Consider the following 23,023-nt stretch of genomic DNA (forward strand, 5'->3'; position numbering starts at 1 on the left):
CCCCCGGGGCGGGTCTCGACGGGCGCGGGGACCACGTCGTCCAGGTGGCGGGCCGGGGCGGTCGGCGCGGCGACGGCCGGGGCGCCGGGCAGGGTGAACGGCAGTCCGAGTGCGGCTATGACCAGCAGCCGCGTCATGGTGTGTCGGCGACGCACGGGTACCTCCAGGCCTTCGTTACGATCGGTGGTCATCGATCAGACCCGCACGCTACCCGCGCCGCCCCTGGACTGTAAACCTTCCTTATCGTCCAGGCCGGTCGCCGCGGTACCCGGCCCTGCCCTGTCGCTGTCCTCACCCGGCAGGTCGGCGGGGAATGCCGGGATGGCCTGGGCGGTTCTCCGATGGGAAGATCAGGTTCACTCGATCGGATGGAAGTGCCATGCACGTGCGCTCAGACGCGGTAGTGCTGTTCGGCGTCACGGGAGACCTCGTCTCGAAGAAGCTCTTCCCGGCGCTGTACGAGCTGACCCGGCGCGACCGCCTCGACGTCCCGGTGATCGGCGTGGCCCGATCCCCCTGGGATGATCAGCAACTCGTCACCACCGCCCGCAAGTCGGTCGCCGAGGCGAACGACCAGATCGACGACGAGATTTTCGACGAGCTGGCGCGCAACCTCTCGATGATCTCCGGCGACTACGCGGATCCCGTGACGTACCAGCGGCTGGCGGAACGCCTGCGGGGCACCGAGCGACCGATCTTCTACCTGGCGATCCCCCCGGCGGTGTTCGGCGCCGTGGTCGAGGGCTTGGCGGCGGCCGGTCTGGCCGAGCGGGGCCGGGTGATCGTGGAGAAGCCGTTCGGTCGTGACGTGGAGTCCTCGCACGAGTTGGACCGCACGCTGCGCGCGGCGTTCGACCCGGAGCGCGTGTTCCGCATCGACCACTACCTCGGCAAGGAGGCCGTCGAGGGCCTCTACGCCTTCCGGTTCGCCAACCGGCTGTTCGAGCCGCTGTGGAACAGCGAGCACATCGACAACATCCAGGTGACGCTCGCCGAGGGCTTCGGCACCCAGGGCCGCGCCGGCTTCTACGACACCGTGGGCGCGACCCGCGACGTGCTCCAGAACCACATCCTTCAGGTCGTCGCGCTGATCGGCATGGAGCCGCCGGTCGCCGACACCACCGACGCGTTCCGCGCGGCGGAGGTCGCCGTGCTGCGGCAGATCGAGCCGCTGTCACCGGAATCCACCGTGCGGGGGCAGTACGTCGGCTACCGCGACGAGCCGGGCGTGCGGCCGGACTCGCACACGGAGACGTTCGTGGCGACCCGGTTGACAATCGACTCCCCCCGCTGGGCCGGTGTGCCCTTCTACCTGCGGACCGGCAAGTCCCTGCCGGGGACGGCGACCGAGGTCGTGGTCGAGTTCAAGCAGCCGCAGCGCTCGCTCGTACGGGCCGAGGGCGGGGCCGCCGCCACCGCGAACCTGCTGCGGTTCCGGCTCGGTCGCGGCGACGGCATCACGATGTCGATCCAGGCGAAGAGCCCCGGCGCCGAGGTGGCGAGCCGTCCGGTGGACCTGTCCGTCGACTTCGGCGCGGCCCTCGGTCACCGCCAGGAGGCGTACGAGCGTCTGCTCGACGACGCGATGGACGGGCAGCACCTGCGCTTCGCCCGCGAGGAGACGATCCAGCAGGAGTGGCGCATCGTCGAACCGATCCTGGACCTGGCGGCGCCGGTGCAGCCGTACGACAAGGGCACCTGGGGTCCGGCTGACGCCGACGCCCTCGCCGGCGGCTGGCACACCCCGCACCTGCGGTAGCGGGCAACCCGCCGGCTCGCCGGTCCGACGCGGACCGGGATCGTCGTCGCGGCCCACGCGGGCCCACCATCGGGAGGGCCCGCGTGCGCCGCTACCTCTGCCGGCTGTTCACGCCCGACGCAGTGCCGCTCGGCCCGCGAAGCGCGCCGAGTCGCCCAGCTCCTCCTCGATCCGGATCAGTTGGTTGTACTTCGCCGTGCGGTCGGAGCGGGACAGCGAGCCGGTCTTGATCTGACCGCAGCCGGTCGCCACCGCCAGATCCGCGATGGTGGTGTCCTCCGTCTCGCCCGATCGGTGCGACATGACCGCCGTCCAGCCCGCCTGGTGGGCCGTGGCCACCGCGGACAGCGCCTCGGTCAGGGTCCCGATCTGATTGACCTTGACCAGGACCGAGTTGCCGACGCCGGTGCGGATGCCCTCGCGCAGCAGCGTCTCGTTGGTGCAGAACACGTCGTCGCCGGTGAGCTGGCAGCGGTCCCCGACGCGGGCGGTCAGCTCGCGCCAGCCGTCCAGGTCGTTCTCCGCCATCGGGTCCTCGATGGAGACGACCGGGTAGGCGTCGATGAGCTTGGCGAGGTAGTCGGCCTGCTCCGAGGGGGTGCGGCGGACCCCCTCGCCCGCGTAGTCGTACACGCCGTCGCGGAAGAACTCCGACGACGCCGGGTCCATGACCAGGCCGATGTCCGTGCCGGGGCGGTAGCCGGTGCGCTCGATGGCGGCCAGCACGAAGTCCAGCGCCTCCTCGGCGGTCCGCAGCGCCGGCGCGAAGCCGCCCTCGTCGCCGACGCCCGTGGAGTGCCCGGCGGCCAGCAGGTCGCGGCGCAGGGTGTGGAAGACCTCGCTGCCCATGCGGACGGCTTCGGCGAAGGTGTCCGCGCCCACGGGCGCGATCATGAACTCCTGGAAGTCCAGCGGATTGTCGGCGTGGGCGCCGCCGTTGACGATGTTCATCATCGGCAGCGGCAGGAGGTGGGCGTCGGCGCCGCCGAGGTAGCGGTAGAGGGGCTGCCGGTGGGCCGCCGCCGCGGCCTTCGCGGCGGCGAGGGAGACGCCGAGGATCGCGTTGGCGCCGAGCCGGGACTTCGTGGCGGTGCCGTCGAGGGCGACCAGCGCGGCGTCGAGACCGGGCTGGTCCGCCGCGTCCCGGCCGCGTACGCACGCCGCGATCTCCCCGTTGACGTTGGCTACCGCGCGGTCGACGCCCTTGCCGTGCCAGCGCGCGGCGTCTCCGTCGCGCAGTTCAACCGCCTCGCGGGCACCGGTGGAGGCGCCGGAGGGGACAGCCGCGCGGCCCAGGGACCCGTCGGCCAGGACGACGTCGACCTCGACCGTGGGGTTGCCCCGGCTGTCGATGATCCGGCGGGCGGTGACGGTCTCGATGGCGGCGGTGACGCTTCCACCGTGCTGTGCGGACATGGGAGTTCCTCCCCGTTGTCGTGTGCCGGGCCCGGCTGCGACAACGCTGGCGCTGAGTCCGACACGGAAAACCTACAGCAATGCTGTTCAGTGTTGCTGTACAGGCCAGGTGTACAGCTCTGCTGACCATCGGGTACGGTGTCCCATGCCCACCTCGGAAGCCGCTGCCATTGCCGCTGAACTGCGCACCGCGATGGGCAAACTCACCCGACGCGTCCGACACGAGGACCGCATCCCGCTGGGCCAGGTCGCCGTGCTCGGCGCGCTCGACCGCGACGGCGCCATGACCACCAGCGACCTCGCCGCCGACCAGCGCGTACGCCCCCAGTCGATGGCCCGGGCGGTGGGGCTGCTCGTCGAACAGGACCTGGTCACGCGCCGGGCGCACCCCACCGACCGCCGCAAGTCGCTGGTCGAGCTGTCGGACGCGGGCCGGGCCGCGCTCGAAGCCGAGCGTGGCCGCCGGGCCGGTTGGCTCGCGCAGGCCATCGAGGCCGAGCTCACCGATGAGGAGCGGGCGTTGCTGGCACGCAGCGCCGCCCTGCTGGAGCGGCTCGCCACCCGCTAGGGCGACGCTCGCCCGCCGGGAGCACGCCCCGGCGGCCCTCCATCCGGACGTCCACGGTGCTGACTGACCGCTCAGCTCACCGGAGCGACCGTCCGGCGACGGTGAGGTTTGCTCCAGCCCTGCGGTGTGGGGAAGTGATGGGCAGGTTTCTCGTCCGCTTCGGAGAGGAAGCAGCTCATGCTTTCCGCGCTCGATCGTCGGCACACCGTCGCGCCACCCGGGTACAGCCGCTGGCTCATACCCCCCGCGGCGCTGGCCATCCACCTCTGCATCGGCCAGGTCTACGCGACCAGCGTGTACAAGAACTCGCTGATCGCCCACTTCGACACCAGCCAGACCGCGATCGGGGTGATCTTCAGCATCGCGATCGTGATGCTGGGTCTGTCCGCCGCGGTCGCCGGGACCTGGGTGGAGGCGAACGGGCCGCGTAAGGCGATGTTCGTCTCGGCCTGTTTCTGGGCGGCGGGCTTCCTGGTGGGTTCACTGGGCATCGCCACCAAGCAGCTGTGGCTGCTCTACCTGGGGTACGGGTTGCTCGGCGGCATCGGTCTGGGGATCGGGTACATCTCCCCGGTCTCCACGTTGATCAAATGGTTCCCGGACCGCCCCGGCCTGGCCACCGGCCTGGCGATCATGGGGTTCGGTGGTGGGGCGATGGTGGCCTCTCCCCTGTCGCGGCAGTTGCTGTCGTTCTACGACCCGGGCTACGACCCGGCCAACGCCGGATCGACGGCGTCGGGCAACGCGCTGGTCTGGCTGTTCGTGACGCTCGGCCTGGGCTACTTCGTGATCATGATGTTCGGGGTCGCGAACGTGCGGGTGCCGGCGGCGGACTGGCGCCCGGCCGGCTTCGACCCGGCGACGGTGGCCGCGAAGCCGCTGGTCACCACGGAGAACGTGTCGGCGGCCAACGCGGTCAAGACGCGGTCGTTCTGGCTGCTGTGGGTGGCGCTGTTCTGCAACGTGACGGCCGGCATCGGGATCCTGGAACAGGCCAGCCCGATGATCCAGGACTTCTTCCGGGAGAACGGCACGTCGGCGGTGTCGGTGGCGGCAGCCGGCGGGTTCGTGGGCCTGCTGTCACTGTTCAACATGGCCGGCCGTTTCGCCTGGTCGTCCACCTCGGACGTGATCGGCCGCAAGCCGATCTACATGGTCTACCTGGGCGTCGGAATGGTGCTGTACGCGCTGCTGGCCCTGATCGGGCAGACGGCCACGGGGCTGTTCGTGCTGCTGGCCTGCGTGATCCTGTCGTTCTACGGCGGCGGGTTCGCCACGGTGCCGGCGTACCTGCGGGACCTGTTCGGCACGTTCCAGGTGGGCGCGATCCACGGTCGGCTGCTGACCGCCTGGTCGGCGGCGGGGATCGCGGGCCCGTTGATCGTCAACGGGTTCCTCGACGCGCAGGGCGAACCGGGCACGCTGACCGCGGCGGCGTACCGGCCGGCGCTGTTCACGATGGTGGGCGTGCTGGCGGTGGGCTTCGTGGCGAATCTGCTGATCCGGCCGGTGCCGGCGCGGTTCCACGAGCCGCCGACCGCCGACGAGGACACGACGCCGGTGACGGCGGAGAGGAGTGGCACCCGATGAGCGAGAACGGACGGCAGGGGCAGCAGGCCCGGCTGTGGATCTCCTGGTTGGTGGTGGCGGCGCTGCTGGGCTACGGGGTGGCGCAGACGGCGATCACGGCGGCGAAGCTGTTCACCCACTGACATCCGGGGTGGGTGCCGCGCGCACCGCGGCACCCACCAACCGGGTCGGTCACAGACCGCCGGAAACGCGCAGCACCGTGCCGGTGGTGTACGAGGCGTCCGGGCCGAGCAGCCAGGTGATGGCCGCGGCGATCTCGTCGGGTTCGCCGGCACGACCCAGCGGGATGCGGCCGACGGCGGTGTCGGGGCGGTCCGGCACACCGGAGTCGGCGTGGATGTCGGTGCGCACGATGCCGGGAGCGACCGCGTTGACCCGGATGCCGCGCCCGGCGAGCTCCTTGGCCAGGCCGATGGTCAGGGTGTCGGTGGCGGCCTTGACGGCGGCGTAGTGCACGTACTCCCCCGGGCTGCCCAGGGTGGCGGCTGCGGACGACACGTTGACGATCGCGCCGCCGTCGGTCAACCGGCGGGCGGCCTGCTGGGCGCAGAGCACGTAGCCGACGAGGTTGACGTCGACGACCCGCCGCAGGTCGTCGACGCGTAGCTCGGTGAAGGGCCCGATGGGGCTGGTGACCCCGGCGTTGTTGACCAGGCCGGTGAGCGGGCCGAGCTGCGCGGCGGCGTCGAACAGGGCGTCGACCTGGTCCGGGTCGGTGGTGTCGGCGCGTACCGCGACGGCCTGCACACCGGTGGCCCGCAGATCGGCCAGGACCGCGTCGGCGGCGGCGTCGTCGCGGCGGTAACACAGGGCGATGTGGTGACCGGCTGCGGCGAGCCGGCGGGCGGTGGCGGCGCCGATGCCACGGCCACCACCGGTGATGACGGTGACAGGTGTCATGGTGCCTCCCGCTGGGTTCCTGGGGCCGCGTACCGGTCGCGCCGACGCTACCGTGACCGGCGCGGGTCGGTCGTCGAGAGGAGAGTCACATGCAGGAGCGGGCGTTGGTGCTCGGCGGTGGCGGGGTCACGGGCGTGGCCTGGGAGCTGGGGCTGCTGGCGGGGCTCGCCGTACGGGGTGTGCCAGTGGCCGACGCGGATCTGGTGGTGGGCACGTCGGCGGGCTCGGTCGTCGGGGCGCAGGTGTGTTCGGGTGTGCCGCTGGAGCAGCTGTACGAGGCGCAGCTGGCCCCGCCGTCGGGCGAGTTGGCCGCGCGGCTGGGCGTGGCGGTGCTGGCGCGGATGGTGTGGGCCGGCGCCCGGACCCGCGACCCGGTGCGGGCACGGGCGCGGATCGGCGCGATGGCGCTGGCGGCGCGTACCCCGTCGGAGGCGTCCCGACGCGCCGTCATCGAGGCCCGACTGCCGACGGCCCGGTGGCCGGAACGGCGGCTGCTGGTGACCGCGGTCGACGCGTCCTCGGGCGAGTTCGTGGTGTTCGACGGCGGCGACAGCGCGGTGTCCCTGGTGGACGCCGTGGGTGCCAGTTGCGCCGTGCCCGGGGTGTGGCCGCCGGTGACGATCGGCGCGCGCCGCTTCGTCGACGGCGGGATGCGCTCGGCGGTGAACGCCGACCTGGCCGCCGGCGCGCGACGGGTGCTGGTGATCGCGCCGACGTCGGGGGCGTTCGGGCCGATGCCACGGCTGGCGGCGCAGGTGGCCGGGTTGCGGGCGGCCGGGTCGCGGGTGGCGGTGGTGACGCCGGACGCGGCGGCGCGCAAGGCGATCGGCCGCAACGTGCTGGACCCGGCGCGCCGGGCGGGATCCGCGCGGGCCGGGCGGGCGCAGGCCGCGGTCGTGGCGGACGAGGTGGCGGCCCTCTGGGTGTGATCGCTTACGCTCACCGCCTGTCTGGTCCGACAACGGAGGTGCGCGGTGGCGGGTGTGGGTGTCGGCGACGTGGTGGAGGACTTCGAGCTGCCCGATGAGACGGGCACGCCACGGCGGCTGTCGGAGTTCCTGGCCTCGGGGCCGGTGGTGCTGTTCTTCTACCCGGCGGCGATGACCCGGGGCTGCACGGCGGAGAGCTGCCACTTTCGGGACCTGGCTGCGGAGTTCGCGGCGGTCGGCGCGTCGCGGGTGGGCATCAGCCGCGACAGCGTGGCCAGGCAGGCGGAGTTCGCCACGCTGCACGGCTTCGACTATCCCCTGCTGTCGGATGAGGACGGGACGGTGGCGCAGCGGTTCGGGGTGCGCCGGCGGCTGCCGTTGGGTCCGTTGAGCACCAGGCGGATGACGTTCGTGATCGGCGCGGACCGGCGGGTCATCGAGGTGATCCACAGCGAGGTCAGCATGAACGACCATGCCGACCGGGCGCTGCGGGCGTTGGGCGGCTGAGCGGCGTGAGCCCCCTGCGGCGGGTGTCGCAGCCGGCTGGTATCAAGACAGCAATCAAACAGGTGTACGGAAGAGGGTTGTGATGGATGCCGGCCAGGGTTTGTCCACTGACGAGGTGCAGAGCCTGCGGGATGCGTTGGCGGCGGGCCGCCGGCCCAGGGTGGTGTTCACCGCATCGGCGGGGCAGATCGCCGGTCAGGTCGGCCAGGTGGTCGAGCTGACCGATCCCGAGGTGTCCGACGAGTTCGTGGTGGTGCGCTTCGGTCGCGACGAGTTGCCGTTCTCCCCCGCTGATCTGGCGGTGGCGCCGAAGGGCGCCGGTCGTCGGGTCGCCGAGCCGAAGCCGGAGCCGCCGACGCAGGAGCAGCCGCCCGCGGTGGCGGAGCCGGAGTTCGTGTTGGACACGCCGCGGGTGCCGACGCCGCGGCGGGAGGAGCCGAAGGTGGAGCAGGTGGAGAAGGCGCCGGCACGGCGGGCGGCCAAGGCCGTGAAGCCGAAGGGGCCCGCGGGCCTGACGGTGACGCTGGCGTACGCCGAGGGTGAGTGGACGGTCGCCGCGCAGCAGGGCAGCAAGGCCCTGGCCAAGCCGTACGTGGTGAAGCCGGCCGAGGCGTTGAAGATGGTGGCGCTGGTCGACGTGCCGGGGGTGCAGGAGGCGGTGGAGCAGATCCTCGGCACCGAGCGGGCGGAGGCGGAGCAGCAGGCGGAGAAGCTGCGCGCGGAGCTGGCCGAGATCGAGGCGCGGCTGGCGGAGCTGCGCGAGGCCCGCTGACCGGTCGGGTCAGGTCCGGCTGTGGTGTTCCAGCAGCCGGGTCAGCAGCCGGGTGAGCTGGTCACGTTCGGCGGCGGTCAGCGGGGCGAGCAGGTCCTGCTGGACCCGCTCGACGGTTTCGGCCATCCGGCGTCCCTCGTCGGCGCCGGCCTCGGTGAGGCTGATGACGTTGCGGCGGCGATCGGCCGGGTCGGGGGCTCGCACGACGAGCCCCCGACCGGCCAGGTCGTTGATGGCCGCCACGACGTCGCTGCGATCGATGCCGCAGCGTCGGCCCAGGTCGGCCTGGCTGGCGGGGCCGCTCTCGGCGAGCGCGGCCAGCAGCCGGTAGTGGTAGCCGCGCAGCTCGTGGGCGGCGAAGCCCTCGCTGATCAGGCGGGCGGCGTGGCTGGCGGTCTGGTTGAGCAGCCAGCTCGGGGTGGTGCGCAGGCCGGCGGGTGACTGCGGGCCGGTGAACTCCATGGGCCGCAGCCTAGCAGTAATCGTTGGCCCGACCCACAATCCGTGTTACGTTGGCCTCACCAACGTTGGCCGGGCCAACGTTAAGAAGGAGGCGTCATGTCCACCGTTCCCACCCTCAACGGCCAGATCATCGGCCAGGCCCACTACGCCACCCGGGCCCTGCTGGAGCGGGCCGTCACCCCGCTCGGGATCAGCTTCGGCCACGCGCTCACCCTCAACGCCCTCGCCGCCGGCACCATCGAACGGACCGGGCTCGTGCACCGGATCACCAGCACCCTCAAGATCGACGAGTCGGCCGCGCACACACTGATCACCCAGCTCGTCGACGCCGGTCTCGCCCGGCCCGACGACCAGACCGACGCGCCGCGGGTGCGGCTCACCGACGCCGGCCACGCCGTGCAGGGCCGCGTCGCCGACGCCGTCGCGGGCCTCACCACCCGGCTGTATGGCGACCTGCCGGCCGACGAGACGAACGCCGCCGCCCGGGTCCTCGCCCTGGTCACCCAGCGCGCGAACGCGGAGCTGGCGGCGATCGCCGCCGACGCGGTGGCCGGTCAGAAGTAGTCGAGCAACTGCGCCGGGCCCCCGGCGCCCAGCAGGTCCAGGGCGTCCGGGTCCGCGCCGGCGGCGTGCAGCAGACCCGCCTCGGCGACCGACCGGGCTCGGGCGGCGCCGGCGTAGAGCAGCGCGAACCCGCGTACGTCCAGCCGCAGGTCGGCCTCGCCACCGGTCCGGGTCAGCTCCCCGACGCCGTCGGCGACGCTCAACCGCCAGCAGCCGGTGTTCCAGTCCGCCAGCTCGTCGCTGAGAGTGAAGTCGACGCTGCCCCGGGCGTACGCGGGCCAGCCGCGCTCGGCGACGGCCCGCACGACGTCCACCGGCCGGTGCATCCACAGGTCCCGCTTGTGTTCGCGGGCCGCCTCCAGCGGCAGGTGGGTGCTGACGGCGTCGCCGTCGAGCGGGTACAGCCGCAGGGTCGGCGCGACGCTGGCCCAGCTGCCGAGCACGCCGACGAGTTCCCGGGCCGCGTCGGCGGTGGTCGCCAGGGCCTCGTCGACGGTCAGCACGGAGTCGGCGCCGTAGCCGCGGCCGCGTTCCCAGCTGGCGTAGCCCACCAGGTCGCCGCCGTCCTCGACGAGCGTCAGCGCGTCACCGGGCAGCGCACCGTCGGCGGCGAAGAAGTCGAACAGCTCACCCCGACGGGTGAGCGCGCCGTTGCGGTGTCGGGTGACCCGCTCGTACAGGGCGGCGACGGCCGGCAGGTCGGCGGGCGTGCCGGCGCGGACGGTCAACCGGGGGTCCGGCCGAAGTCGGGGCAGGACGGCGGTGGTCAGGTCGACGGCGCGCAGCACGCCGGCCGCCTCCCAGCCGCAGGCACGGTAGGGCGCGGCGACGGTCGGGTACAGGGCGCTGACCGCCGCGCCGCGCTCGCGGGCGCCGCGCAGCAGGGCGGTGAGCATGCCGCGGGCCACGCCCCGGCCACGGGCCTCGGGGGCGACCGCCACCCCGGCGACGTCGGCCGCGGGCACCGCGCGGCCGGACCACCACTGGTCGTGGTGCAGGTCGACGGCCTTGCCGACGAGCCGGCCGGTGGCGTCGAACGCGCCGTAGCGGGTCAGGCCGGGCACCGCGGCGGTGGCCTGCGATGGGCGCTGCGGATCGGACCCGAAGGCGAACCGACCCAGTTCCCAGGCGTCGACCAGGTCGTCGGCGGCGAGTTCGCGGACGTGCACGGTGGCGGGCATCGGCACACCCTAGCGGGACGGATCTTCAAGGGCCGCCGAATTACGGCCGGGTGCGGGGCCGGCGTCGGCCCCGCACCCGGGCGGTCAGTGTTGCGGGATGTTGGCCACGCCGATCCGCTTGCGGAACACCCAGTAGGTCCAGCCCTGGTAGGCCAGCACGACCGGAGTGAAGATGACCGCCACCCAGGTCATGATCTTCAGGGTGTACGGGGTGGAGGCGGCGTTGGTGGCCGTCAAGGTGCCGGCGGCGTCCAGGGTGGACGGCAGCACGTTCGGGAACAGCGCCGCGAACAGGGTCGCCACCGCCAGCCCGATCGCCACGGCGGTGCCGGTGAACGCCCAGCCCTCGCGGCGTACCCGGGCGGCGGCGAGGCCACCGAGCAGGGCGAGGGCCGCGCCGACGGCGAGCACGACGGCCGCCGCGCTGGAGCGGATGCTCAGCGTCCAGGTCAGGAACCCGACCGCGAGCACGGCGGCGCCGACGCCCAGGCGCACCGCGAGGGCGCCCGCCCGCTCACGGATGTCGCCGGTGGTCTTCAGGGCGATGAACACCGCGCCGTGGGTGACGAACAGCGCGAGGGTGGTCGCGCCACCGAGCAGGGCGTACGGGTGCAGCAGGTCGAACAGGCCACCGACGTACTCGTGCTCGGCGTCCAGCGGCACACCGCGCAGGATGTTGGCGAAGGCCACGCCCCACAGGAACGCCGGCAGCAGCGAGCCGACCACGATCGCCGCGTCCCAGCGGCGCTTCCAGGACGCCTCGGGGCGCTTGTGCCGGTACTCGAAGGCCACCCCACGGCCGATCAGGGCCAGCAGGATCAGCAGCAGCGGCAGGTAGAAGCCGGAGAAGAGGGTGGCGTACCACTCGGGGAAGGCGGCGAACATGGCGCCGCCGGCGGTGATCAGCCACACCTCGTTGCCGTCCCACACCGGGCCGATCGTGTTGATCAGGACCCGTCGTTCGCGGTCGTCGCGGCCGAGCACGGGCAGCAGCATGCCCACACCGAAGTCGAAGCCCTCCAGGATGAAGTACCCGGTGAAGAGCACGGCGATGAGGAGAAACCAGATGGTGGTGAGGTCCACGGCAGGCTCCGGTGATCAGTAGGCGAAGGCGAGCGGACGCTCGGCGTCGTCGGTGTCGTCGGACGGGGGCGCCTCGCTGACGTCGGGTACGCCGGCGCGGGCGTAGCGCAGCAGCAGCTTGACCTCGATCACCGCGAGGGTGGCGTAGATCAGCGTGAAGGCGGTGAACGAGGTGAGCACCTCGGCCAGCGACACGCTGCGGGACACGCCGTTGCGGGTGAGCATCTCGCCGAAGACGATCCACGGCTGGCGACCCATCTCGGTGAAGATCCAGCCGAAGGAGTTGGCCAGCAGCGGCAGCACCGGCATGACCAGCCCCGCGCGCAGCAGCCATTTGCTGCTCGGCGTACGGCCCTTGCGCTGGCTCCAGAGCACCAGCAGGGCGATCGCCGCGGCGGCCATCCCGAACGCGATCATGAAGCGGAAGCTCCAGTAGGTGACCGGGATGATCGGGGTGTAGCTGCCGGCGCCGTACTGGGTGGCGTACTGGGCCTGGAGGTCGTTGATGCCGTGCACCGTGCCGTTGGGGTCGCCGGTGCCGAGGTACGACAGCAGGTACGGGATCTTGAGGGCGAACACCTCACGGCTGCCGTCGAGGCTGCCGACGGTGAGCACGGAGAACGAGGCGGGGCTCTCGGTGGTGTAGAGACCCTCGGCGGCGGCCATCTTCATCGGCTGCACCTCGGTCATGATCTTGCCCTGGATGTCGCCGGTGAACAGCACGGCGGCGGAGGCGACCAGGACCACCCAGGAGCCGAACTTCGCGGCGAAGCGGTAGGCGCCGGTGTCGGTGGAGTCGCGGTTACGGATCACGTGCCACAGGCCCACGGCGGCGACCAGCGACCCGGCGACCAGGAACGAGCCGGCCAGGGTGTGCGGGAAGGTGATCAGGGCGACCTTGTTGGTCAGCACCGCCGGAAAGTCGGTCAGCTCGGCGCGCCCGCTGTCCGGGTTGATCCGGTAGCCGACCGGGTTCTGCATGAACGAGTTCGCGGCGAGGATGAAGTACGCGCTGAGGTTCGTGCCGATCGCCGCGGCCCAGATGCTGGCCAGGTGCGCCCGCTTGGGCAGCCGGTCCCAGCCGAAGATCCACAGGCCGATGAAGGTGGATTCGAGGAAGAACGCGACCAGCGCCTCGATGGCCAGGGGCGCGCCGAAGATGTCGCCCACGAAGCGCGAGTAGTCGCTCCAGTTCATGCCGAACTGGAACTCCTGCACGATGCCGGTGACCACGCCCATCGCGAAGTTGATCAGGAACAGCTTGCCGTAGAACTTGGTGAGCTTGAGGTAGCGCTCGTTGCCGGTGCGGTGCCACATCGTCTGCAGGATGGCCACCAGCACGGACAGGCCGATGGTCAGCGGCACGAAGAGAAAGTGGTAGACGGTGGTGACACCGAACTGCCAGCGGGCGACGTCCAACGCGTCCACCTGGAACCCCCAGCCATTGCGTACTACGAGACGTAGTAAATACTACTGCTCGTCGTAGACGGATGGGCAGGGCCGAGCGGCCCGAACCGGCCCGGGACCAATGACCTTGATCACCCAGGCCGGTGGGTAACCCGTCGACCCGCCCTCGCGGCCCCGCCGCCCCGTGCGACGATGGCGCGCTGATGGACACCGCGCACTCCCCCTGGCAACCGCCGCTGATCTGGCGCGCCGCCCAACTGCTGGCCCGAGCCCTGGTCGGCCTGCTGGCCCGCCTCGAGGTCACCGGCGAGGTCCCCGCGCACCTGCGCCGCGGACCGCTGGTGCTGGCCGCCAACCACATCAGCCCGTTCGACCCCGTGGTGATGGCCGCCGCCTGCCAGGCCCGCGGCATCGCCCCCCGGATCATGGCGACGGCCGGGCTGTTCCGCGCCCCGGTGCTCGGCTCCCTCATGCGCCACGCCGGGCACATCCGCGTCGACCGGGGCACCGACGCGGTGCACCGGGCTCTGGAGGCCGCCACCGCCGCCGTCGCGGGCGGATCGGTGATCCTCATCTACCCGGAGGGGCGCATCAGTCTGGACCCCGGTATATGGCCCGAACGCGGCAAGACCGGCGCCGCCCGGCTCGCCCTGGCCTGCGCCGCTCCGGTCATCCCGGTCGCCCAGTGGGGCGCCCATGAGGTACTGCCCTACCGGGCGCCCCGGGGAATGCTGCGCGGCGTCGCCCGCGCGCTGTGGCGCCGTCCGGTGATTCGGGTGCACTTCGGCGCACCCATCGACCTGCAGGAGGCGGCCGCCAGCGGCCCCGGCGCCGCGCGCCGGGCCACCGACCAGATCATCGACGCGCTCACCGACAGCCTCGCCCCGCTGCGCCCCGACGAACCCGGCCGGCCCCGACACATCGACCCCAGCCGACCGAGCGACCCCAGCAGGACCCACCGCCGCCGGCTCGGATGACCTGACGGGTTAGACAACTTTCGGAAATCTGTTTAAGCTGTCTAACGTGAGCAGCATGGAGATGGAGCACGAAGACCCGAAGCGCGCCGCCGTCCTCGCGGCGGCCGTCGGGGTGTTCGGGCGCTACGGGTTCCAGAAGACGTCGATGGAGGCGGTCGCCAAGGCGGCCGGCATCTCCCGGCCCGGCCTGTACCTGATGTTCCCCAACAAGGAGCAGCTGTACCGCGCCACCATGCAGGGCGTCATGGAACGCGCCCAGCAGGCCATGCAGGCGCGCTTCGGCGACCAGGCGCTGAGTTTCGACGAGCGGATCGTGGCGGGGCTGGATGCGCTGATGGGCCCGTACATCGACACCCAGGTGGCCCGCGACCTCAACGAGCTGCTCGAGAACAGCGGGCCCCAGTTGGGCTCGATGTTCCACGACTACCAGGAGCGGGCCCGGGCGGCACTGCGCGCCCACGTCGACGCTCTCGCCCCGCCGGGCCTGCTCGACGGTGACCTGACGGCGGACGACGTGATGGACCTGCTCTTCTCCGCAGCGTTGACCTGGAAATCGACCTCGGCCACCAGGGACGAGTTCCGCGACCGGATCCGCCGGGCCCTGCGGCTGATCTGCCGCGCCGCGGGCTGAACCCCCACCGCCTACCCCTTCGCAGCCGCAGGCTGCATCTCTGCGTCCAAGGAGTTCCGAAATGTCACGAATCATCACCCCTTACTCCGCCCGGTCGACCGCCGCTGAAGTGATCGCCGGCGTCGACCTCAGCGGCCGGCGGGCCGTGGTCACCGGCGGCGCGTCCGGCATCGGCCTGGAGACCGTCCGGGCGCTGGCCACCGCCGGCGCCGAGGTGACGCTGGCCGTCCGCGACACCGCCGCCGGCGAGCGCGTCGCAGCCGACATCACGGCGGGAGGGGCGCGCGGCGCGGTCCGGGTCGCCCGGCTCGACCTGGCCGACCGCCCCTCCATCGACGCCTTCGTCAACACCTGGGCGGGCCCGCTGCACATCCTGGTCAACAACGCCGGCGTCATGGCCCTGCCGGAGCTGAACAGGACCACCGAGGGCTGGGAGGCCCAGTTCGCGATCAACCACCTCGGTCACGCCGCGCTGACCCTGGGCCTGCACGACGCGCTCGCCGCCGCGCAGGGCGCCCGGATCGTCGTCGTCAGCTCCTCGGCCCACCAGCAGTCCCCGGTCCTGTTCGACGACATCCACTTCACCGACCGGCCCTACGAGGCCTGGTCGGCGTACGGCCAGTCGAAGACCGCGACCATCCTGTTCACCGTCGCCCTGGCCAGGAAGTGGGCCACCGACGGCATCACGGCCAACGCCCTGCACCCCGGCGGCATCATGACCAACCTGCAACGACACCTCGACGACGCGCAACTGCGCTACGTCGGCGCGGTCGACGGGCAGGGCAACCGCCTGGAAGTGCCGCCGGGCTGGAAGACCCCGCAGCAGGGCGCGGCCACCTCGGTCCTGCTGGCCGCCTCCCCCGAGGTCGACGGCGTGACCGGCCGCTACTTCGAGGACGGCAACGAGGCCCTGGTCATCGCCGAGCCGGCCGACGGCATGAGCGGCGTGCTCCCGTACGCCCTCGACGACAAGAACGCCGAACTCCTCTGGGACGAGACGATCCGGCTCCTACGGCGCTGACCGGGTCGGCGGTGCCGCCCGGGCACACAGACCCGTGCGGGCGACTGGCACAGTGATCACATGTCGCGTCGTCGTCTCGTCCTCGTGGCGTTGGTACTGCTCGTCGTCAGCGGGACCGGCTACGCCGGGCTACGGACCGCGTACCACCACGCCAGGGACCAGCGGGACCTCGCCGATCTGACCCGATCGTCGCCGTGGCCCCAGGAGCAGCTGCTGATCCCCGACGGCGTGCCCCGGGCCGGCACCGTCGGCTGGCTCGAACGCGGCGGCCTCGACATCGCCTATCCGCTGCGCACCGCCGACGGCCGGGCCGTGCCCGTGCTCTGGCGGCTTCGCGTGCCGCAACCGGCGACCGGGCTGCCCGACGGCGTCGACTGCGATACGCCCCGGCTGCGCACCTGCACCGACCTCGGCGGCCGGGGCACGCTGGTCGTGACCCACCAGACCGACAACAGCGACCCGTCCACTGCCCTCTACCGCACCGACGGGGGAAGGGTACGGGCAATCGAGGTGCAGGGGCCGGACGCGGTCGAGGTCGACGAGCTGATCGCCGCGCTCACCCGCGTGCACCCGCCCAGCGACGCCGAACTGCTGGACCTGCTGCGCCACGACGGCTACCAGACCGACTGGAGCTGATCCGCCCCGCACGCAACGGCCACCGGACCGGGCGCCGAGCTGAGCATCACCGGTGCGGTCCGCACGAGAGGCGAGGGCGTCCGCCGGTCGACGAATGTCGCCGGCAGGTCACCCACGCTCCACGGGCGGCAGGCATACTGCGTCGCGTGCTGACCCGATTCGGCTACCTGGACGCGCCCGGGCCGCTGGCGTTCGCCCACCGCGGCGGCGCCGCCGAGGGCGACGAGAACACCACCGAGGCGTTCGCCCGCGCCATCGGACTGGGCTACCGGTACGTGGAGACCGACGTGCACGCCACCGCCGACGGGGTGGCGGTGATCTTCCACGACCCGACGCTGCGCAGGATCACCGGCGAACCGGGGCGCATCGCCGACCTGCGCTGGGCCGACCTCGCCTCGGTACGCGTCGGCGGGGCCGCCGTCGTACCCCGGCTCGACGAGGTGCTGGGCGCGTGGCCGCAGGTGCGGTTCAACATCGACGTGAAGGCCGACGGCGGCGTCGAGCCGACGGTCGCCACCGTCACCCGCGTCGGCGCCGCAGACCGGGTGCTGCTCGCCTCGTTCAGCGACGCCCGGCTGACCCGGCTGCGGGCGCTCACCGACGGGCGGGTCGCGACCAGCCTCGGCATGCGCGGGGTGGCCCGGCTGCGGCTGGCCTCGCTGCACGGCCGCCCGCTGCGGCTGCCCCCGTCGGTGGTCGCCGCGCAGGTGCCGCCGCGCTACGGGCGGGTGCCGGTGGTGGACCGCCGGTTCCTCGACTACTGCCACCGACTCGGCCTGCAGGTGCACGTCTGGACGATCGACGAACCGGCCCAGATGCACGAGTTACTGGATCGTGGCGTGGATGGCATCATGACCGATCACGTCGGCGTGCTGCGCGACGTCTACCGCAGCCGCGGCCACTGGGCCGCCTGACCGGCGAAGGACCCCGATGGCCGAGACCGTGACCCCCACGGTGGACGACACCCCGCCCCCGGCGAGCACCCGCCGCGAGCGCCGCGGCTGGTACATCTACGACTGGGCCAACTCCGCCTTCCAGACCACCGTCATCACGGTGTTCCTGGGCCCGTTCCTCACCACCGTCGCCGAGCTGGCCGCCGGCTGCGAACTGGGCGCGGACAGCTGCGACGGCTACGTGCACCCGCTGGGCATCCGGGTCGCCGCCGGCTCGTACTACCCGTACCTGATCTCGCTGTCGGTGTTCCTCACCGTGTTCGTGCTGCCGGTCATCGGGGCGATCGCCGACCGGTCGGCGCACAAGAAGCGGCTGCTCGGCGGCGCGGCGTTCACCGGCGCGGGCGCGACCATGGCGATGGCCTTCGTCACCGGCGACCGTTACCTGCTCGGCGGAGCGCTGTTCCTGGTCGCCAACATCTCCTTCGGCGCGGCCATCGTCGTGTACAACTCGTTCCTGCCGCAGCTCGGCGGCCCGGACGAACGCGACGGCATCTCCAGCCGCGGCTGGGCGCTGGGCTACCTCGGCGGCGGCCTGCTGCTGGCGTTCAACCTGGTCGCGGTCACGCTGTTCAGTCAGGACGACAACCCGCAGCGCACCCTGGACCTGGCCCGCTGGTCGATCGTGTCCGCCGGGGTCTGGTGGGCGGCGTTCACCCTGGTGCCGCTGCGCTGGCTACGCGAACGACCCACCGCGGCGGCGCTGGCCCGTGGCGGCAACGTGCTCACCGACGGGTTCCGGCAGCTCGGCCGCACCCTGCGTGAGGTCAAGGCGTACCCGCTGACGCTGTTCTTCCTGCTCGCGTTCCTGGTCTACAACGACGGCATCCAGACCGTCATCACCCTCGCCAGCCAGTACGGCACCGAGGAGCTGCGGCTGGAGCAGAGCACCCTGATCGTCACCATCCTGCTGGTGCAGTTCCTCGCCTTCGGTGGCGCGCTGAGCCTCGGCGCGCTGGCCCGGCGCATCGGCGCCTGGAAGACGGTGCTGCTCAGCCTGGTGCTCTGGACCGGTGTGATCATCGGCGCGTTCCGGCTGCCCGCCGAGGCGCCCGTGCCGTTCATGGTCCTCGGCGCGGCCATCGGCCTGGTCCTCGGCGGCAGCCAGGCGTTGAGCCGGTCGCTGTTCAGCCAGCTCATCCCGGCCGGCAAGGAGGGCGAGTACTACGGCTTCTACGAGATCAGCGACAAGGGCACCAGCTGGCTCGGCCCCCTCGCCTTCGGCCTGGTGTTCCAGCTCACCGCCTCCTACCGGGTGGGCCTGGTCTCCCTGCTGATCTTCTTCGTGGTCGGGTTCCTGCTCCTTTTGGCCGTGCCGATCCGCCGGGCCATCGTCGCCGCCGGAAACACCCCGCCCCGGGTGCTCTGAGCAGGCCGCACCGGGCGGATCGGCCCTGGTCGATCAGATAGGCTGCCCGACCGTGACCGACGACGCCGCTGCCGCCCCGACCTGCCTGGCCCACCCGTTCCCCGGCCAGCCGCACGCTCCGGCCGGGTGCGCGGCGGCGCGCGGGCTCGACGGGCGTCCGGTGCACGCCGCGGCGTTGAAGTTCTTCTGGGGACCGATGGACTGCGGCAAGTCCACCATGGCCCTGCAGATGAACTACAACCACGCCCGCCAGGGCCGCCGGGGACTGGTCACCACCCGCATCGACCGGTCGTTGGGCCCACAGGTCACCACCCGCATCGGGCTGGCGCACGAGGCGATCGAGGTCACCGACGACCTGGACCTGCGGGCCCTGGTCCGGGGCCGGTGGGCCGAGGGGGAACGCGTCGACTACCTGATCTGCGACGAGGCGTGCTTCTACACCGTCGAGCACGTCGAGCAGATGGCCGAGCTGGTCGACAGCTACGACGTGGACGTGTTCGCGTTCGGCCTCGCCACCGACTTCCGGTCCTGCCTCTTCCCCGCCACCCAGCGGCTGTTCGAGCTGGCCGACGAGGTGGCCCGCATCCAGGTCGAGGTGCTCTGCTGGTGCGGCCGGGAAGGGCTGCTCAACGCCCGGGTCGTCGACGGCCGGGTGGTCCGCGAGGGCGCGCAGGTCGTCATCGGCGACACCGTCGACACCGCCGAGGTGCGCTACCAGGTGCTGTGCCGGCGGCACTACCGCAGCGGCGACCTCGGCCCCCGCGACTGACCGGCGGCGGTCAGGCCGGGAGCGGCGCGGCGGCCGGGACCCGGAACTGGTCGGCCACGATGACCGCGACGGTCACCGCCGTTGCCAGCGCCGCGCACGCCACGACGGGCAGTGGCAGCAGGACACCGACCGGCACCAACGCCAGCAGCACCACGACCGCCGCGATCCGGCTGGTCGGCCAGACCCGCCACAGCACCGCCTTGTAGGCGCCGTGCCCGGCGAGGAACAGCGCCGGGCCGCCCAGGACGAACAGCGCGGTGACCGTGGTCGTGTCGGCGCCGGGCTCGCGCAGCAGCCGCTCGTCGCCCGCGGCGGTGACGATGATCCCGGCGACCATCACCGGGTGCAGGTAGTTGAACGCCAGCCGGCTCAACCCACCGGTGCGCGTACCGGCGCGAGCGATGACCTCCGTGGCGGCCGGCGCCGAGCGGGTGAAGTACACCCACCACAACGCCACCGACCCGGCGAACGCCAGCACGAACGCCCCGGAGGTCACCATGCTCAGCTGCTGCGCCAGGGTGCTCCCGGTGACCAGGATCGACTCGCCCAGGGCGATCAGGATGAACGCCTGGCACCGTTCGGCCAGGTGCCCGCCCTCCACCGCCCACCGCTCGGGGCGCGTGCGCCCCAAACCGGGCACCGGATATCCGGTCGACAGGCCGACCACGTCGAGCACGATCGCCGTCGCCCACAGCGCCTCCCGGACACCCCCGCCACCCAGTCCTCCGAGCACCAGGAGCGTTGACGTCCCGACGAACCACGGCAGCGTCTTCTGGAACCCGTCGACCAGCACCGGATGGCCCCGCACCGCCCACAGCGCGAACAGGCTGCGGCCCACCTGCACCGTCACGTAGACCAGGGCGAAGAGCAGGCCGGTACCGGCGAACGCGCCGGGGATCGCCGCCGACAGCAGCAGGCTGCCCAGCATCAGCCCGATCAGCAGCGCCCGCACCGGCGCCCGGTCCGGGTGCAGCCAGTTGGTCACCCAGGCGGTGTAGACCCACACGAACCAGACCAGCGCCAGCAGCAACGCGGTCCGTGCGGCGCCCCGCCAGTCCGCGTGTGCGATCAGGTATTCCGCCAGCTGGGTGATGGTGAAGATGAAGACCAGGTCGAAGAACAGTTCCGTCGAGGTGGTCGGCTCCACCCCCCGACGCTCGCGTAGCAGCCAGGGGCGCACCGGCCTCGCGACCGGCGGCTCAGAAGGGGTCACCGCAGACCCGCCAGTCGCCGCCCTCGCGGACCACCGGCAGGCGACGTTCCTCGCTGAGCCCGCCGTCGCGGGTCAACTTCACCGTCACCGTGCCGTGTGGCCGCCCACCGCGGGTCGCCACCGACACGTCGGTGATCTCGTAGTCGGTCACCATCGGGGGCGTACGCACCCAGCTGGTGAAGCCGATCGGGCTCCACCGGGTGCGCGCGTCCGCACAGAGCCGCTCGTACGCCCCGTCGCTGTCGCCGAGGGTCACCTCGCTGAGGAAATCGTCGGCGGTCTCCCGGATCGGGCCGGCGGCCTGCCGTACGGTCTGCAGGTTCCAGGCGCCCAGCCCGGCCACCCCGACGCAGCACAGCGCCACGCCGATCCCGGCGAAGGCCAACCCGGTGCGCATCGGGCGGTGCCGCCGGGCCGGTCGGCTGTACGGCTGGCCGGCACCCACGACTACCGACCGTAGAGAACGCCGTCGCTGTGGGCCACGACAAGTCGGAAACTGGGTGCGACCGCTGGATGGTTGTGCCCTGTTCCGAGCGGCCACGGATCGTTTACCGTCGTCGCACACCCCTACCGCAGTGCCCGGGAGCCGATCGATGAGCCGCTTCGTACAGCCGGTACCACCACCCGCCGACCCGTACGCCGGTGACGCCCTGCTGCGGTCCTGGCTGGAGCGTCACCTCGGCCCGGCTGGGCACGCCGCCGCGAAGGGGCGCCTCGCCGACCTGGCCGCCGACGTCACCGGGCCGCTGCGCGCGGCGCACGCCGACGCCGAGGCGCACCCGCCGACGCTGGTCCGCTACGACGCGTGGGGCGCCCGCGTCGACCGGATCGGCACCTCCGCCGGTTGGCAGGCGCAGCGCGCCGCCGCCGCGCGGCACGCCGTGGTCGCGCTGCCCTACCTGCCGGACGCCCGCGGCACCTGGGGCGCCGCCGCGCGGGTCGTGCAGCACGCCCTGCTGCACCTGTACGGTCCGGAGTCGGCGACGTTCTCCTGCCCGGTGGCGATGGCCGACGGGGCGGCGGCGCTGCTCAGCCTGCCCGATGTCGACGCCGGGGTCCGCGACGCGTGGCTGCCCCGACTGATCTCCACCGATCCGGGGACGGCGATCACCAGCGGGCAGTGGATGACCGAGTCGCAGGGCGGCTCGGACCTGGGGCGCTCCAGCACCGTGGGCCGGCCCGCCGCGGACGGTTCGTGGCGGTTGACCGGGGAGAAGTGGTTCTGTTCGGCGGCCGACGCGGCGATGGCGGTGGCGCTGGCCCGGCCGGAGGGCGCCGGCCGTGGCAGCCGCGTGCTCGCCCCGTTCCTGGTTCCCCGGTACGCGGCCGACTCGCCCCTGGCCGACGGCGCCGCGGCGGACGCGCCGGCGCCGGGCGTCACCGTGCACCGGCTCAAGGACAAGCTCGGCACCCGGGCGCTGCCCACCGCCGAGATCGGCCTGCACGACGCGTACGCCGTGCCGTTGGGCGACCCGACGGTGCCCGGCCTGGTCCGGGCGATGACCCTGGTGGTGGTGACCCGGGTGCACAACGCCGCCGCGGCGGCGGGCGGGATGCGGCGCGGGTTGGCGTACGCCCGGGCGTACGCCGACGCGCGGCACGTCGCCGGCGGCGCGTTGGCGTCCTCGCCGCTACACCGGGCCACCCTGGGCACCCTCGCGGTCGACGCGGCGGGCGCGTTCGCCCTGGCCGGGCACGCGTTCGCGCTGCTCGGCCGGGTCGAGGTCGGCGGCGACCCGGAGGCTGCGGCGGAGCTGCGCATCGTGGCGCCGCTGGCGAAGCTGGCCACCGGCCGGCTCGCCGTCGGATCCGCCAGTGAGTACGTGGAGAGCTTCGGCGGGGCCGGCTACGTGGAGGACACCGGCGTGCCCCGGCTGCTGCGTGACGCGCAGGTCCTGCCGATCTGGGAGGGCACCACCAACGTGCTCGCCCTGGACGTGCTGCGCGCCTTGACCCGGGAGGACGCCGGTACGCCACTGCTCAGTCGCCTCGCCGTCGCGGTCGACCTGGCCCGGCCACTGTCGCCGGCACTGGCGGACACCCTGGCCACGGCCGCCGCGCAGCTCCGCGACACCATCACCGCGGTGACCGCCGACCCGGGCGCCGAGGCGGTGCTCGCCGGTGCCCGCGGCCTGGCGCTGCGCCTGGCGTACGCGCTGACCACCGCGCTGCTCGTCGAGCACGCCGCGTGGGGCGACGAGCAGGCGGAGTTGGCGGCCCGGCTGTGGGCGCGGCGCTGGCTGCGACACGAGGAGATCGCCGAGGACGCCCACCACCACCTGGACCTGCTCTGCTGACCGGCCGGCGCGAGCGGGT

General features: G+C 72.6%; 25 protein-coding genes. 16 read left to right on the top strand and 9 right to left on the bottom strand.

Annotated elements, in window-relative coordinates; translation table 11 throughout:
- A partial coding sequence (locus EAD98_RS30650) for a hypothetical protein (protein ID WP_147457332.1) occupies window positions 1–191 on the bottom strand: 191 nt, incomplete at its 3' end.
- A 188-nt stretch (window positions 192–379) separates the two neighbouring features.
- Here EAD98_RS30650 and zwf point away from each other — a divergent pair.
- Window positions 380–1,759: a glucose-6-phosphate dehydrogenase gene (zwf, locus tag EAD98_RS04880; RefSeq protein WP_121652876.1), complete on the top strand. Its 1,380-nt coding sequence runs from the start codon at window positions 380–382 to the stop codon at window positions 1,757–1,759.
- 108 nt (window positions 1,760–1,867) lie between these two features.
- Here zwf and eno read toward each other — a convergent pair whose 3' ends face one another.
- Entirely contained in the window at window positions 1,868–3,175 is a 1,308-nt protein-coding gene (gene eno / locus EAD98_RS04885; protein WP_121652877.1) for a phosphopyruvate hydratase, read from the bottom strand.
- 145 nt (window positions 3,176–3,320) lie between these two features.
- Between eno and EAD98_RS04890 the strand changes: the two genes are divergently transcribed.
- The 3 genes from EAD98_RS04890 (at window position 3,321) to EAD98_RS31745 (ending at window position 5,455) form a co-directional block, all read left to right on the top strand.
- Entirely contained in the window at window positions 3,321–3,743 is a 423-nt protein-coding gene (locus EAD98_RS04890; RefSeq protein ID WP_121652878.1) for a MarR family winged helix-turn-helix transcriptional regulator, read from the top strand.
- Between the two features lie 177 nt (window positions 3,744–3,920).
- Window positions 3,921–5,333 (top strand): OFA family MFS transporter, encoded by a 1,413-nt coding sequence (locus EAD98_RS04895; protein WP_121652879.1) that lies wholly within the window; start codon window positions 3,921–3,923, stop codon window positions 5,331–5,333.
- The gene (locus EAD98_RS31745) at window positions 5,330–5,455 is read left to right on the top strand and encodes a hypothetical protein (protein ID WP_255421213.1); all 126 of its coding nucleotides are present in this window, start codon (window positions 5,330–5,332) and stop codon (window positions 5,453–5,455) included. The genes EAD98_RS04895 and EAD98_RS31745 overlap by 4 nt, the downstream gene beginning before the upstream one ends.
- A gap of 49 nt (window positions 5,456–5,504) precedes the next feature.
- Here EAD98_RS31745 and EAD98_RS04900 read toward each other — a convergent pair whose 3' ends face one another.
- A complete protein-coding gene (locus EAD98_RS04900) occupies window positions 5,505–6,233 on the bottom strand; it encodes an SDR family oxidoreductase (protein WP_121652880.1) in 729 nt (242 codons plus the stop codon).
- Between the two features lie 89 nt (window positions 6,234–6,322).
- Between EAD98_RS04900 and EAD98_RS04905 the strand changes: the two genes are divergently transcribed.
- From EAD98_RS04905 to EAD98_RS04915, 3 genes are all read left to right on the top strand, one after another.
- Window positions 6,323–7,162, top strand: a complete 840-nt coding sequence (locus tag EAD98_RS04905) for a patatin-like phospholipase family protein (RefSeq protein WP_121652881.1) — start codon at window positions 6,323–6,325, stop codon at window positions 7,160–7,162.
- Window positions 7,163–7,207: 45 nt separating this feature from the next.
- Window positions 7,208–7,669, top strand: a complete 462-nt coding sequence (locus EAD98_RS04910) for a peroxiredoxin (protein WP_305034189.1) — start codon at window positions 7,208–7,210, stop codon at window positions 7,667–7,669.
- Between the two features lie 82 nt (window positions 7,670–7,751).
- Complete coding sequence (locus tag EAD98_RS04915; protein WP_121652883.1) at window positions 7,752–8,441, top strand: hypothetical protein; 690 nt, start codon at window positions 7,752–7,754, stop codon at window positions 8,439–8,441.
- 9 nt (window positions 8,442–8,450) lie between these two features.
- Here EAD98_RS04915 and EAD98_RS04920 read toward each other — a convergent pair whose 3' ends face one another.
- Window positions 8,451–8,903 (bottom strand): MarR family winged helix-turn-helix transcriptional regulator, encoded by a 453-nt coding sequence (locus tag EAD98_RS04920; RefSeq protein WP_121652884.1) that lies wholly within the window; start codon window positions 8,901–8,903, stop codon window positions 8,451–8,453.
- A gap of 96 nt (window positions 8,904–8,999) precedes the next feature.
- On the opposite strand from EAD98_RS04920, the gene EAD98_RS04925 reads away from it, so the two are divergent.
- Window positions 9,000–9,467 (top strand): MarR family winged helix-turn-helix transcriptional regulator, encoded by a 468-nt coding sequence (locus EAD98_RS04925; protein ID WP_121652885.1) that lies wholly within the window; start codon window positions 9,000–9,002, stop codon window positions 9,465–9,467.
- Here the strand turns inward: EAD98_RS04925 and eis are convergent.
- The 3 genes from eis to EAD98_RS04940 all read right to left on the bottom strand — a co-directional run bounded on the left by eis (window position 9,458) and on the right by EAD98_RS04940 (window position 13,159).
- The gene (gene eis / locus EAD98_RS04930) at window positions 9,458–10,648 is read right to left on the bottom strand and encodes an enhanced intracellular survival protein Eis (RefSeq protein WP_199723291.1); all 1,191 of its coding nucleotides are present in this window, start codon (window positions 10,646–10,648) and stop codon (window positions 9,458–9,460) included. The two genes, EAD98_RS04925 and eis, sit on opposite strands and share 10 nt — an antisense overlap.
- An 84-nt stretch (window positions 10,649–10,732) precedes the next feature.
- Entirely contained in the window at window positions 10,733–11,731 is a 999-nt protein-coding gene (gene cydB / locus EAD98_RS04935; RefSeq protein ID WP_121652886.1) for a cytochrome d ubiquinol oxidase subunit II, read from the bottom strand.
- Between the two features lie 15 nt (window positions 11,732–11,746).
- Window positions 11,747–13,159, bottom strand: a complete 1,413-nt coding sequence (locus EAD98_RS04940) for a cytochrome ubiquinol oxidase subunit I (RefSeq protein ID WP_121652887.1) — start codon at window positions 13,157–13,159, stop codon at window positions 11,747–11,749.
- A 182-nt stretch (window positions 13,160–13,341) separates the two neighbouring features.
- On the opposite strand from EAD98_RS04940, the gene EAD98_RS04945 reads away from it, so the two are divergent.
- The 7 genes from EAD98_RS04945 to EAD98_RS04975 all read left to right on the top strand — a co-directional run bounded on the left by EAD98_RS04945 (window position 13,342) and on the right by EAD98_RS04975 (window position 19,494).
- Window positions 13,342–14,115 (top strand): 1-acyl-sn-glycerol-3-phosphate acyltransferase, encoded by a 774-nt coding sequence (locus tag EAD98_RS04945; protein ID WP_121652888.1) that lies wholly within the window; start codon window positions 13,342–13,344, stop codon window positions 14,113–14,115.
- 55 nt (window positions 14,116–14,170) lie between these two features.
- On the top strand, window positions 14,171–14,746 hold the full coding sequence (locus EAD98_RS04950; RefSeq protein ID WP_121652889.1) for a TetR/AcrR family transcriptional regulator: 576 nt from the start codon (window positions 14,171–14,173) through the stop codon (window positions 14,744–14,746).
- A 61-nt stretch (window positions 14,747–14,807) separates the two neighbouring features.
- On the top strand, window positions 14,808–15,767 hold the full coding sequence (locus tag EAD98_RS04955; RefSeq protein ID WP_121652890.1) for an SDR family NAD(P)-dependent oxidoreductase: 960 nt from the start codon (window positions 14,808–14,810) through the stop codon (window positions 15,765–15,767).
- A gap of 60 nt (window positions 15,768–15,827) precedes the next feature.
- Window positions 15,828–16,403, top strand: coding sequence for a hypothetical protein (locus EAD98_RS04960; protein ID WP_147457334.1), 576 nt, complete (start codon window positions 15,828–15,830; stop codon window positions 16,401–16,403).
- 146 nt (window positions 16,404–16,549) lie between these two features.
- The gene (locus EAD98_RS04965) at window positions 16,550–17,317 is read left to right on the top strand and encodes a glycerophosphodiester phosphodiesterase (RefSeq protein WP_121652892.1); all 768 of its coding nucleotides are present in this window, start codon (window positions 16,550–16,552) and stop codon (window positions 17,315–17,317) included.
- 16 nt (window positions 17,318–17,333) lie between these two features.
- Window positions 17,334–18,725: an MFS transporter gene (locus EAD98_RS04970; protein WP_121652893.1), complete on the top strand. Its 1,392-nt coding sequence runs from the start codon at window positions 17,334–17,336 to the stop codon at window positions 18,723–18,725.
- A gap of 160 nt (window positions 18,726–18,885) precedes the next feature.
- A complete protein-coding gene (locus tag EAD98_RS04975) occupies window positions 18,886–19,494 on the top strand; it encodes a thymidine kinase (RefSeq protein WP_231931215.1) in 609 nt (202 codons plus the stop codon).
- Between the two features lie 10 nt (window positions 19,495–19,504).
- Here the strand turns inward: EAD98_RS04975 and EAD98_RS04980 are convergent, their stop codons facing one another.
- Window positions 19,505–20,641, bottom strand: coding sequence for a low temperature requirement protein A (locus EAD98_RS04980; protein WP_158609769.1), 1,137 nt, complete (start codon window positions 20,639–20,641; stop codon window positions 19,505–19,507).
- A gap of 52 nt (window positions 20,642–20,693) precedes the next feature.
- A complete protein-coding gene (locus EAD98_RS04985) occupies window positions 20,694–21,152 on the bottom strand; it encodes a hypothetical protein (protein WP_121652896.1) in 459 nt (152 codons plus the stop codon).
- 148 nt (window positions 21,153–21,300) lie between these two features.
- Between EAD98_RS04985 and EAD98_RS04990 the strand changes: the two genes are divergently transcribed.
- Window positions 21,301–23,004: an acyl-CoA dehydrogenase family protein gene (locus EAD98_RS04990; protein WP_121652897.1), complete on the top strand. Its 1,704-nt coding sequence runs from the start codon at window positions 21,301–21,303 to the stop codon at window positions 23,002–23,004.
- Window positions 23,005–23,023: the final 19 nt, after the last annotated feature.

It is taken from the genome of Micromonospora sp. CV4, from assembly GCF_003667455.1.
Classification (GTDB): Bacteria; Actinomycetota; Actinomycetes; order Mycobacteriales; family Micromonosporaceae; genus Micromonospora.